This is a genomic window from Ensifer sp. KUDG1, from assembly GCF_050434285.1.
In the GTDB taxonomy this organism is placed as follows: Bacteria; Pseudomonadota; Alphaproteobacteria; order Rhizobiales; family Rhizobiaceae; genus Ensifer.
Genome location: NZ_JBNDIG010000001.1, coordinates 335,160 through 347,886 on the forward strand (window position 1 = coordinate 335,160; position 12,727 = coordinate 347,886).

7 protein-coding genes are annotated in these 12,727 nt (G+C 63.6%); 6 read left to right on the forward strand and 1 reads right to left on the reverse strand.

Features of this window, described 5'->3' with window-relative positions; translation table 11 throughout:
• Positions 1-85 precede the first annotated feature (85 nt).
• Positions 86-976, forward strand: a complete 891-nt coding sequence (locus tag M2267_RS01775; protein WP_043615637.1) for a GNAT family N-acetyltransferase — start codon at positions 86-88, stop codon at positions 974-976.
• Positions 977-1,325: 349 nt separating this feature from the next.
• Here the strand turns inward: M2267_RS01775 and M2267_RS01780 are convergent, their stop codons facing one another.
• Positions 1,326-3,611 carry an NADP-dependent malic enzyme gene (locus M2267_RS01780; RefSeq protein ID WP_402323487.1) on the reverse strand — a complete coding sequence of 762 codons (2,286 nt, stop codon included), beginning with the start codon at positions 3,609-3,611 and terminating at the stop codon, positions 1,326-1,328.
• A 103-nt stretch (positions 3,612-3,714) separates the two neighbouring features.
• On the opposite strand from M2267_RS01780, the gene mutS reads away from it, so the two are divergent.
• The 5 genes from mutS (at position 3,715) to trpS (ending at position 12,705) form a co-directional block, all read left to right on the forward strand.
• Complete coding sequence (mutS, locus tag M2267_RS01785; RefSeq protein WP_429112135.1) at positions 3,715-6,468, forward strand: DNA mismatch repair protein MutS; 2,754 nt, start codon at positions 3,715-3,717, stop codon at positions 6,466-6,468.
• Positions 6,469-6,701: 233 nt separating this feature from the next.
• A complete protein-coding gene (locus M2267_RS01790; protein ID WP_043615645.1) occupies positions 6,702-9,545 on the forward strand; it encodes a [protein-PII] uridylyltransferase in 2,844 nt (947 codons plus the stop codon).
• On the forward strand, positions 9,542-11,137 hold the full coding sequence (gene murJ, locus M2267_RS01795; protein ID WP_429112137.1) for a murein biosynthesis integral membrane protein MurJ: 1,596 nt from the start codon (positions 9,542-9,544) through the stop codon (positions 11,135-11,137). The genes M2267_RS01790 and murJ overlap by 4 nt, the downstream gene beginning before the upstream one ends.
• Positions 11,137-11,529, forward strand: coding sequence for a VOC family protein (locus M2267_RS01800; protein WP_192448016.1), 393 nt, complete (start codon positions 11,137-11,139; stop codon positions 11,527-11,529). The genes murJ and M2267_RS01800 overlap by 1 nt, the downstream gene beginning before the upstream one ends.
• Before the next feature lie 111 nt (positions 11,530-11,640).
• Positions 11,641-12,705 carry a tryptophan--tRNA ligase gene (trpS, locus tag M2267_RS01805; protein WP_043615653.1) on the forward strand — a complete coding sequence of 355 codons (1,065 nt, stop codon included), beginning with the start codon at positions 11,641-11,643 and terminating at the stop codon, positions 12,703-12,705.
• The last annotated feature ends 22 nt before the right edge of the window (positions 12,706-12,727 follow it).

Here is a 12,727-nt window from a genome sequence, read left to right on the forward strand (position 1 = left end):
GGTTGTACGCAATGTTCATGTCACTATGTTGTTGCAGAAACGTGGTCTAAGCCCCCGCAGACAGATTTGATTCGGGATTACGCGGATGGCCATCGAGCTACTGGATTCGGCGAACGTGGTTGACACTTCTCAGGCTTGCATCGGCAAGAAAGCCGCCGCTCCGGCGTCCGACGTTCTCGGCAGGATCGCCAATCTCGAGACGCGGCTCGCCCGCACGGCGTCGGAAATCGATGCCGCTCAGGCCGTGCGTTACAAGGTTTTCGTCGAGGAGATGAAGGCGCAGGTCGGCCCCGAGGCCGATCGGCGCAAGCGCGACGTCGACAGCTGGGACGCGATCTGCGACCACCTTTTGGTTCTCGATACCTCGATCGAAGGCGACGCCGAGGATCAGATCGTCGGGACATACCGGTTGCTGCGCCAGGATGTGGCTGAGCGCTCGGGCGGCTTCTACTCGTCTTCCGAATTCGCGATCGACGCGCTTCTCGCCCGTCATCCGACCAAGCGCTTCATGGAGCTTGGCCGTTCCTGCGTCCTGCCGGACTACCGGACCAAGCGCACGGTCGAACTCCTGTGGCAGGGCAATTGGGCCTATGCGCTCAAATACGGCATGGACGCGATGTTCGGCTGCGGTTCGTTCCCCGGTGTCGTTCCGGCCGAGCATGCGCTGGCGCTATCCTTCCTGCACCACAATATCCGCGCCCGCGACGACTGGGCCGTCAGCGCACGGCCGGAGCTGCACCGGACGATGGACCTGATGCCGGCCGAGGCGATCAATGCCAAGAAGGCGCTTGCCGCTCTGCCGCCCTTGATCAAGGGCTATATGCGCCTCGGCGCCATGGTCGGCGACGGCGCGGTGGTCGATCATGCGTTCCGCACCACCGACGTTCTGATCGTTTTGCCGATCAGCAACATCTCGGGCCGCTACCTCAACTACTACGGCGCAGATGCCGGACGTTTCGGTGGCGCCGCCTCCTGACCGGGTCCCGGTGGGGTTAACCAATTATTAATGATGGGTTTGACTTTCAGGGTCGAAAGAGAGACATGTATTGTCATGTTCTTCTCTAGTTTCATGACGAACGAATAGAGAAAATAAATGGAGAAACTGCCGATCTTCCGGAGGTCGACAGGCATAGGGTTCCCAAGACTCCGTCTTTCATTACCTTAAACATAAATGCATTACATGTTATTAAGCCCGCCTCCTTTTCGGAAAGCGGGCTTTTCTTCTTTATAGTTGTTTCGAATTGCTACCAATCGGGGTCGCGCGTTGACCCGAACGGAGACGGCTGCACCGAAATGGAGCAGCCGCCGGACCGGCAATACCGGTCCTACATGCCGGCGTTATAGGCCGCGATCGCCGCCATATTGACGATGTCGGAATCCTTGGCCGACATCGAGACGATCTGGATCGACTTGTCGAAGCCGACGAGCAACGGACCGATCACCGTCGAGCCGCCGAGTTCCTGCAGCATCTTGGTCGAGATCGATGCCGAGTGGAACGCCGGCATGACGAGCACGTTGGCGGTGCCCGATAGGCGGCAGAACGGGTATTGCTCCATGACCTTCGGATTGAGCGCCACGTCGGCGGCCATTTCGCCGTCATACTCGAAATCGACGCGACGCTTGTCGAGGATGTTGACCGCCTCGCGCACCCGCTCGGAACGCTCGCCCTGGGGATGACCGAAGGTGGAATAGGCAAGCATCGCCACGCGCGGCACGTAGCCGAGACGCTTGGCGAGGCCGGCCGCTTCCTCGGCGATATCGGCAAGCTCCTCCGAAGAGGGCATGTCGTGAACCGCCGTGTCGGCGACGAGCACGGTGCGGCCGCGGCAGAGCGCGATCGAGACGCCGATGACGCGGTGGCCGGGCTTCGGATCGATGCAGCGGCGCACGTCTTCGAGTGCCGTCGAATAGTTGCGGGTGAGACCCGTCACCATGCCGTCGGCGTCCCCGAGCGCCACCATGCAGGCGGCGAAGTGGTTACGGTCGTTGTTGATCAGGCGCTGGGCGTCGCGGAAGAGGAAACCCTTCCGCTGCAGGCGGGCATAGAGATAGTCCGTATAGGCGCCGACACGCTTGGAAAGACGCGCATTGACGATCTGGATGCCGGGGCGGTCGAGGTCGATGCCTTCGCGTTCCGCCGTTTCGCGCATACGTTCCTCGCGGCCGAGCAGGATAGCGGTGCCAAGTTGCTGGTTGGCATAGGCGATGGCCGAGCGCATGACCTGCACCTCTTCGCCTTCGGCAAAGACGATGCGCTTCGGCTGGCGCCGGACGCGCTCGTAGATGCGCTGCAGCGTCGAGGCGATCGGGTCGCGGCGGGCGGAAAGCTGGCGGCCATAAGCTTCGAGATCCGTGATCGGTTTGCGGGCGACGCCGCTCTCGATCGCCGCCTTGGCGACCGCCATCGGGATCGCCGAGATCAGCCGCGGGTCGAAGGGGACCGGGATGATGTATTGCGGGCCGAAGCGGGGCCGGTTGCCCTGGTAGGCGGCGGCGACATCGTCGGGAACGTCTTCCTTGGCAAGGCTGGCGAGCGCCTCGGCAGCGGCGATCTTCATCTCGTCGTTGATGGTCGTTGCGCGCACGTCCAGTGCACCGCGGAAGATGTAGGGGAAGCCGAGCACGTTGTTGACCTGGTTCGGATAGTCCGAACGGCCGGTGGCGACGATCGCGTCGTCGCGGATGCGGGCAACCTCCTCAGGTGTGATTTCCGGGTCCGGATTGGCCATGGCGAAGATGATCGGCCGCGGCGCCATCGAGCGCACCATGTCCTCCGACAGCGCGCCCTTGGCCGAAAGACCGAAGACCACGTCGGCGCCGTCCATCGCTTCGGCGAGCGTGCGGCGGTCGGTCTTGACCGCATGGGCCGACTTCCACTGGTTCATGCCCTCGGTGCGGCCTTGGAAGATCACGCCCTTGGTATCGCACAGGATCACGTTTTCCGGATTGAAGCCCATCGACTTGATGAGCTCGATGCAGGCGATGGCGGCGGCACCCGCGCCGTTGCAGACGAGTTTCGTCGTCTTGAAGTCGCGGCCGGTCAGCGCCAGCGCGTTGATGAGGCCCGCCGCGGCGATGATCGCGGTGCCGTGCTGGTCGTCGTGGAACACCGGGATGTCCATGACCTCGCGCAGCTTCTGCTCGATGATGAAACAGTCCGGCGCCTTGATGTCTTCAAGGTTGATACCGCCGAAGGAGGGCCCGAGGAAGCGCACGCAGTTTATGAACTCGTCGACGTTTTCGGTGTCGACCTCAAGGTCGATCGAATCCACGTCGGCGAAGCGCTTGAACAGAACCGCCTTGCCTTCCATCACCGGCTTGGAGGCGAGCGCCCCGAGATTGCCGAGGCCGAGAATGGCGGTGCCGTTGGAAATGACGGCGACCATGTTGCCGCGCGTCGTATAGTCGTAGGCGGTGTTGGGATCCTCGGCGATCGCCTTCACCGGCACGGCAACGCCCGGCGAATAGGCGAGCGACAGGTCGCGTTGGGTGGCCATCGCCTTGGTGGGAGAAATCTCCAGCTTTCCGGGACGACCCTGCGAGTGAAAATCGAGCGCTTCCTGCGCGGTGACGCTCGTCATGGTGCGATCGGTCTTGTCGGTGGCCGGCATGTTTCCTCAATCCTCCTGTGGGCGAGCCTTGCGGCGCGCCTCTTTATGGTTGTCGTCTATATTTCCTTGGCGATAGTGTGCCATCTCTTTTTTCGGGACAATCATGAATTTCGTGACAGACTATTCGACCCGCGCGGGGGAGGTTTTATCCGCAGCCGAATTGGCGAGCGAGGAAAGCCGTTCCACGGCGACGCCGATGATGGAACAGTTCATCGAGATCAAGGCGAACAACCCGGATTCGCTGCTGTTCTACCGCATGGGCGACTTCTACGAGCTGTTCTTCCAAGACGCGGTCGAAGCCTCGCGCGCGCTTGGCATCACGCTCACCAAGCGTGGCCAGCATATGGGGCAGGAGATCCCGATGTGCGGCGTGCCGGTGCATGCGGCCGACGATTACCTGCAGAAGCTGATCGGTCTCGGTTTCCGCGTCGCCGTCTGCGAACAGGTGGAAGACCCGGCGGAAGCCAAGAAGCGCGGAGCCAAGTCGGTGGTGCGCCGCGACGTCGTGCGCCTGGTCACACCGGGCACGATCACCGAAGAGAAACTGCTTTCGCCGTCCGAGACCAACTATCTGATGGCGCTGGCGCGGATCAAGAGCGGGTCCGAGTCTGCCTACGCGCTTGCCTGGATCGACATCTCCACCGGCATCTTTCGCCTCGCCGAGACCGCCGAGAGCCGACTGCTTGCAGATATCCTGCGCATCGAGCCGCGCGAACTGATCCTGGCCGATACGGTCTTTCACGACCCGGAACTACGTCCGGTCTTCGACGTGCTCGGCCGCGTTGCCGTGCCGCAGCCGGCAGTGTTGTTCGACAGCGCGACGGCGGAAGGGCGCATCAGCCGCTATTTCGGCGTCAAGACGCTCGACGGTTTCGGCACGTTTTCCCGCGCCGAACTCGCAGCGGCGTCTGCGGCCATTTCCTATGTCGAAAAGACCCAGCTTGCCGAACGGCCGGCACTCGGCACGCCCGAGCGCGAAAGTGCCGCCTCGACGCTCTTCATCGACCCGGCGACCCGCGGCAATCTGGAACTGGTAAAGACGCTGTCCGGCGCACGCGAAGGCACGCTGCTGAAGGCGCTCGACCGCACCGTGACAAGCGGCGGCGCCCGGCTTCTGGCCGAGCGGCTGATGTCACCGCTGACCGACCCGGACCGTATCAATGAGCGTCTCGATTCGATCGAGATCCTGGCGGACCAGCCGTCCTTTGCCGGCGACCTGCGCGATGCGTTGCGTCGCGCGCCGGATATGCCGCGTGCCCTGTCACGGCTGGCGCTCGGCCGTGGTGGCCCGCGCGATCTCGGCGCCATCCAGGCGGGCTTGCATGCGTCTGCCTCGATTTCTCGACTGATGGCTGCCGGCACGCTCTCGGACGAACTAAAGGAAGCGCGCGCCGCAATCGATGCGCTGCCCGCCGGTCTGCTCGGCCTGCTCGACGCGACGCTTGGCGACGAGCTGCCGCTTCTGAAACGCGACGGCGGTTTCGTCTGCGAAGGCGCCAATGCCGAGCTCGACGAGGTCCGGGGCCTGCGCGACCAGTCGCGTCGGGTGATCGCCGGCCTGCAGCTGCAATATTCCGAAGAGACCGGCATCAAGTCGCTGAAGATCAAGCACAACAACGTGCTCGGCTATTTCATCGAGGTGACGGCGGGCAATGCCGGTTCGATGACCGATACGGATGCCGGCCGCGCCCGTTTCATCCATCGCCAGACGATGGCGAACGCGATGCGTTTCACCACGACGGAACTGGCCGAGCTTGAAAGCAAGATCGCCAACGCCGCCGACCGCGCGCTGTCGATCGAGCTTCAAGCCTTTGACCGGATGACGGCAGAGGTCGTCGCTGCTGCCGAGACGCTGAAGGCGGCGGCATTGGCGCTTGCGACCGTCGACGTCTCCGTCGGCCTTGCGGTTCTCGCCGAGGAGCAGGCCTATGCCCGCCCCACCGTCGACCGCTCGCGCATGTTTGCGATCGACGGCGGCCGCCATCCGGTGGTCGAGCAGGCGCTGAAGCGCCAGGCGTCGAATGCCTTTGTCGCCAATGGCTGTGATCTCTCTCCGCCCGAGGGCGAGGAGGGCGGCGCGATCTGGCTGCTCACCGGTCCCAACATGGGCGGTAAGTCGACCTTCCTGCGCCAGAACGCGCTGATCGCGATCATGGCTCAGATGGGCACCTTCGTGCCTGCTGCGAGCGCCCATATCGGCATCGTCGACCGGCTCTTCTCCCGCGTCGGCGCCTCCGACGATTTGGCGCGCGGCCGCTCGACCTTCATGGTCGAGATGGTCGAGACGGCAGCGATCCTCAACCAGGCGACCGATCGCTCGCTGGTGATCCTTGACGAGATCGGCCGTGGCACCGCGACCTTCGATGGCCTTTCGATCGCCTGGGCGGCTGTCGAGCATCTGCATGAGGCCAACCGCTGCCGTGGCCTGTTTGCCACCCACTTCCACGAGCTGACCGTGCTGTCGGAGAAGCTCGCGCGTCTGTCCAACGCGACGATGCGCGTCAAGGAATGGCACGGCGACGTGATCTTCCTGCACGAGGTCGGTCCGGGTGCTGCTGACCGCTCCTACGGCATTCAGGTCGCCCGTCTCGCCGGTCTGCCGGCCTCGGTCGTGGCGCGCGCCAAGGACGTGCTTGCCAAGCTCGAGGACGCCGATCGCAAGAACCCGGCGAGCCAGCTGATCGACGATCTGCCGCTGTTCCAGGTGGCGATCCGCCGCGAAGAGGTGAAGCCCGCCGGAAACTCCAAGGTCGACGAGGCGCTGAAGGCGCTGAACCCCGACGACATGACGCCGCGCGAGGCGCTCGATGCGCTCTATGCGCTGAAGAAGGAAGTGAGCGCCGCCAAGGTGGGGTGAGGAACGTGCGTGCGGTTTCCCGCCCGCATTCCGGCAATCCTTGGCCTAGGCGCTACGCGCCTTTTTCCTGTGCAAGCCGTCGGTAAAAAGGCTATACAGCGCCGCGCGCCTTTGCGGGCGCGGCGCTTGATTGCTGTTTGGTCTTTATTCGGCCTCGGTCGCAAGGATCATGCAGGAGCGCTTGACAGCGAACGACCACGCAACCAGTCGGACAGGGCGCCCCTCGGCACTTCATGGGCAGACAAGACATTTCCTTTCCCGAAATTCTCGACGTCGCAGCGCTCCGGGCGAAATGCGACTTCATCGCCTCGGCCCATGCCGAACAGCGCGACCCGATGCGTCAGGCGCTGCTCGCGGCTTTCAAGCAGGCAAACATCGCTGGCCGGGCAAAGGCCCGTGAACTGTTCAATGCCGACGGTGCCGGCATTCTCTGCGCCGAGCGTATTTCCTGGCTCCAGGATCAGTTGATCACGGTCCTGCATGATTTCGTGCTGAACGAGATCTTCGACGCCGCCAATGCACCGCCGGCGTCGCGGATCGCCGTGACGGCGGTCGGCGGCTATGGCCGCGGCACGCTGGCGCCGGGTTCCGACATAGATCTTCTGTTCCTGCTGCCGGTCAAGAAGGCCGTCTGGGCTGAGCCGGCGATCGAGTTCATGCTCTATATCCTCTGGGATCTGGGCTTCAAGGTCGGCCACGCCACCCGTACCATCGACGAGTGCATCCGGCTGTCGCGCGCCGACATGACGATCCGTACGGCCATCCTCGAAACGCGCTACATCTGCGGCTCGCAGACGCTCTGCGCCGAACTGGAAACCCGCTTCGACCACGAGATCGTGCGCAACACCGGCCCGGACTTCATCGCCGCCAAGCTGGCCGAGCGCGACGAGCGCCACCGCAAGGCGGGCGACACGCGCTATCTCGTCGAGCCGAACGTCAAGGAAGGCAAGGGCGGGCTTCGCGACCTGCACACGCTGTTCTGGATCGCCAAATACTTCTACCGGCTGAAGGACACTGCCGACCTCGTCAAGCTCGGCGTGCTTTCGCGGCAGGAGTACCAGCTCTTCCAGAAGGCCGAGGACTTCCTCTGGGCGGTGCGCTGCCACATGCATTTCCTCACCGGCAAATCCGAGGAACGGCTTTCCTTCGATATCCAGCGCGAGATCGCCGAGGCGCTCGGCTACCATGACCATCCTGGCCTGTCCGCCGTCGAACGCTTCATGAAGCACTTCTTCCTGGTGGCCAAGGACGTCGGCGATCTCACCCGCATCTTCTGCGCAGCGCTCGAAGACCAGCAGGCCAAGGACGCGCCCGGCATTTCCGGCATCATCGGCCGCTTCACCCATCGCAGCCGCAAGATCGCCGGTACGCTCGATTTCGTCGACGACGGCGGTCGCATAGCGCTTGCAAGCCCCGACGTCTTCAAGCGCGATCCGGTCAATCTGCTGCGCTTCTTCCACATCGCCGATATCAACGGGCTGGAATTCCATCCGGCCGCACTGCGCCAGGTGACGCGGTCGCTGAGCCTGATCAAGCCGGCGCTGCGCGAAAACGAGGAGGCGAACCGTCTCTTCCTGTCGATCCTCACTTCGCGCCGCAAGCCGGAACTGATCTTGCGCCGCATGAACGAGGCGGGCGTGCTCGGTCGCTTCATTCCGGATTTCGGCAAGATCGTCTCGATGATGCAGTTCAACATGTATCATCACTATACGGTCGACGAGCACCTGCTGCGCACCGTCGATGTGCTGTCGCGCATCGAGGGCGGCATCGAGGAGGAGGCCCATCCTCTCGTCGCCAAGCTGATGCCGGGGATCGAGGACCGCGAGGCGCTCTATGTCGCCGTGCTTTTGCACGACATCGCCAAAGGCCGGCCCGAGGATCACTCGACCGCCGGCGCCAAGGTGGCGCGCAAGCTCTGCCCGCGCTTCGGGCTGTCGCCGAAGCAGACCGAACTGGTCGCCTGGCTGATCGAAGAGCATCTGCTGATGTCGATGGTCGCCCAGACGCGCGACCTCAACGACCGCAAGACGATCGTCGATTTCGCCGAACGGGTGCAGTCGCTCGACCGGCTGAAGATGCTCCTCGTCCTGACCGTCTGCGATATCCGCGCCGTCGGCCCCGGCGTCTGGAACGGCTGGAAGGGCCAGCTGCTGCGCACGCTCTATTACGAGACCGAGCTGTTGCTGTCGGGCGGCTTTTCGGAACTGTCGCGCAAGGAGCGTGCGGCCCATGCTGCGATCATGCTCGGCGAGGCACTGACGGACTGGTCCGAAAAGGAACGCGACGACTATGTGCGCCTGCACTACCAGCCGTATCTTTTGACGGTGGCGCTGGAAGACCAGATCCGGCATGCGCGCTTCATCCGCGAGGCGGATGCCGCCGGCAAGGCTCTCGCGACCATGGTGCGCACCCACCAGTTCCACGCGATCACCGAAATCACCGTGCTTTCGCCGGACCATCCGCGGCTTCTGACGGTCATTGCCGGGGCCTGTGCGGCCGCCGGCGCCAACATCGTCGACGCGCAGATCTTCACGACCTCGGACGGACGCGCGCTCGACACCATCCTCGTCAACCGTGAGTTCGCCGTCGATGAGGACGAGATGCGCCGGGCTGCGAGCATCGGCAAGCTGATCGAGGACGTGCTTTCGGGCCGCAAGCGCCTGCCGGAGGTGATTGCCAGCCGCACCAAGGTGAAGAAGCGCACCAAGGCGTTTACCGTGACGCCGGAAGTGACGATCAGCAACACGCTGTCGAACAAGTTCACGGTGATCGAGGTCGAAGGCCTCGACCGTCCGGGCCTCCTGTCCGAGATCACCGCCGTACTGTCCGATCTTTCGCTCGACATCGCCTCGGCGCACATCACCACCTTCGGCGAGAAGGTGATCGACACCTTCTACGTCACCGACCTCGTCGGCCAGAAGGTGACGAGTGAAAACCGTCAGATGAACATTGCCGCACGCCTCAAGGCCGTCATGGCCGGGGAAGGGGACGAAGCGCGCGACCGCATGCCGTCGGGCATCATCGCGCCGCCCCCCGGCGTTTCCTCCGCTCACAGAACGACAAAAGCCGAAACATGAGTCTGGTCAAGAAATTTGCAACCGTCGGCGGCGCGACGCTCGGAAGCCGCCTGTTCGGCTTCATCCGCGAAACCTTCATGGCGGCAGCGCTTGGCACCGGCCCGGTTGCCGACGCCTTCAACACCGCCTTCCGTCTGCCCAACACCTTCCGGCGCCTCTTTGCCGAAGGCGCCTTCAATTCCGCCTTCGTGCCGCTGTTTGCCCGGGAGATCGAGGCGAACGGCATGGACGGGGCGCGTCGCTTTTCCGAAGAAGTGTTCGGGGTTCTCTTTACCGTCCTGCTCTTCCTGACGATCGCGATGGAACTGACGATGCCCTTCATCGTCAGCAACCTGATCGCACCCGGCTTTGCCGACGACCCGGAAAAGCTCGGCAGCACCATCGTCTTTGCGGCGATCATGTTCCCCTATCTAGCCTGCATGTCGCTGGCGGCGATGATGGCGGGCATGCTGAATTCGCTGCACCGCTATTTCGCGGCGGCCATCGCACCGGTCTTCCTCAATTTCATCCTCATCGGCGTGCTCGGCTATGCCTGGTATGCGGGCCAAGATCCGATCGCGGTCGGCTATAGCCTCTCCTGGGGCGTTATGGCCGCCGGTCTCGTCCAGCTTGCGATCGTCTGGATCGCCGTGCGCGACGCCGGCATCAAGATCGGCCTTCGCCGCCCGAAGATGACCGCCAACGTCAGGCGCCTTCTGGTGCTGGCGCTCCCGGCGGCGATCACCGGCGGCATCACCCAGATCAACCTTCTGATCAACACCAACATCGCCTCGGCGCAGGAAGGTGCGGTGTCATCGCTCGTCTATGCCGACCGTATCTACCAGCTTCCGCTCGGTGTCGTCGGCATTGCGGTCGCAACCGTGCTTCTGCCCGAACTTGCCCGCGCGCTGCGTTCAGGCAACGTCAACGAGGCGTCGAACCTGCAGAACCGCTCGGTCGAATTCACGCTGTTCCTGACGTTGCCGGCCGCGGCCGCTCTTCTCGTCATGTCCGAACCGATCGTCCGGTTGCTGTTCGAGCGCGGCAAGTTCTCGGCCGATTCGACCGTCATCGTCGGTCATATCCTGGCAATCTACGGCCTCGGCCTGCCGGCCTTCGTTCTGATCAAGGCCTTCATTCCGGGCTTCTTCGCGCGCGAAGACACGCGCACGCCGATGATCTTCGCTGCGATTTCCGTCGTCGTGAACGTGTCCCTGGCGCTCACCCTATTTCCGCGGCTTGGCGCCAGCGGCATTGCCACCGCCGAGATCGTTGCCGGCTGGGTGAATGCCGTGCTTCTGTTCGCAACGCTTGTCTGGCGCGGCCATTGGGGTAGGGACATCCCGCTTCTGACCCGCATCCCGCGTCTCGTCATCGCCGCGGCGGGCATGGCGGCGGCGCTATATTATGCTGTCGACTGGTTCGCCTTCGAGCTGTCCTCGGCAGCCTCGCTCTTCACGCGGGCAACGACGCTGACGGGTCTCGTCGCGGTCGCCATGGTGATCTACTTCGCGCTTGCCTTCGGGCTCGGTGGCGCGAGCCTCGGGATGATCCGCCGCAACATCAAGCGCGGGGCGAAAGCGCCCGCCGCAGCACCTGAGGCGAGCGAATGATGCGCCAGACCATTGCACGCATTGCCCTGGTCGTGCCGGATTACGATGCCGGCATCGCCTTCTATTGCGGCAAGCTCGGTTTCGATCTCGTCGAAGACACCGTCCTCGATGCGACCAAGCGCTGGGTCGTCGTTCGCCCCAAGGGTGCTGTCGAGACGGCTTTGCTGCTCGCCAAGGCGGACGGCGAGCGCCAGCAGGCGGCGATCGGCAACCAGACCGGCGGCCGGGTCGGCTTCTTCCTGTTCACCGACGATTTTTCCCGCGACCATGCGGCGATGCTGGCCGCAGGCGTCGTCTTTCTCGAAGCGCCGCGCCATGAACCCTATGGCACCGTGGCGGTCTTCAGCGACCCGTTCGGCAACCACTGGGATCTGCTGCAGCCGGCGGCATGAGGGTGCCTCGCCGGGCCCCTTGATTGCCTTGCATCCTGCGTGCATAAGCCATGCCGTTAGCAACATGGGCCAGCCGGCCCTGGGGCCCTCCACCAGCCTATTGAGGACGACATGAACGAATTCAAGCCGCTCGTATTCTCCGGCGTTCAGCCGACGGGCAATCTCCATCTCGGCAATTATCTCGGCGCGATCCGCAAGTTCGTGGCGCTGCAGGAAAACAACGATTGCATCTACTGCGTCGTCGACCTGCACTCGATCACCGCGCAGCTCGTGCATGAGGACCTGAAGGGGCAGATCCGCTCGATCGCCGCCGCCTTCATCGCTTCGGGCATCGACCCTAAGAAGCACATCGTTTTCAATCAGTCGGCCGTGCCGCAGCATGCGGAACTCGCCTGGATCTTCAATTGCGTCGCCCGTATCGGTTGGATGAACCGCATGACGCAGTTCAAGGACAAGGCCGGCAAGGACCGCGAGAACGCCTCGCTCGGTCTGCTCGCCTATCCGAGCCTGATGGCGGCCGACATCCTCGTCTATCGCGCCACCCATGTTCCTGTCGGCGACGACCAGAAGCAGCACCTGGAACTGACGCGCGACATCGCCCAGAAGTTCAACATCGACTTCATGGAGCATATCCGCAGTGCCGGCTACGGCGTCGACATGGTCGTCGGCGAGGAGCCGATCCATGCGTACTTCCCGCCGGTCGAGCCGCTGATCGGTGGCGCGACACCGCGCGTCATGTCGCTGCGTGACGGCACCAAGAAGATGTCGAAGTCGGATCCCTCTGATCTCTCGCGCGTCAACCTGATGGACGACGCCGAGACGATCTCGAAGAAGATCCGCAAGGCCAAGACCGATCCGGACGCGCTTCCGAGCGAAGTGGACGGCCTGAAGGGCCGTCCGGAAGCCGAAAACCTCGTCGGCATCTACGCGGCGCTGTCGGACAAGACCAAGGAACAGGTGCTCGCCGAGTTCGGTGGGCAGCAGTTCTCGGTCTTCAAGCCGGCGCTGGTCGACCTTGCGGTCGAGGTTCTCTCGCCGATCACGGCTGAGATGCGCCGGCTGATGGGCGACACCGCCCATATCGACGCGATCCTCAGGGATGGCGGCGAGCGGGCGCGGGCGCGGGCAGAAAAGACGATGCGCGAAGTGCGCGAAATCATCGGCTTCCTGCAGTAAATTGATTGGGTCCGGGGAACTC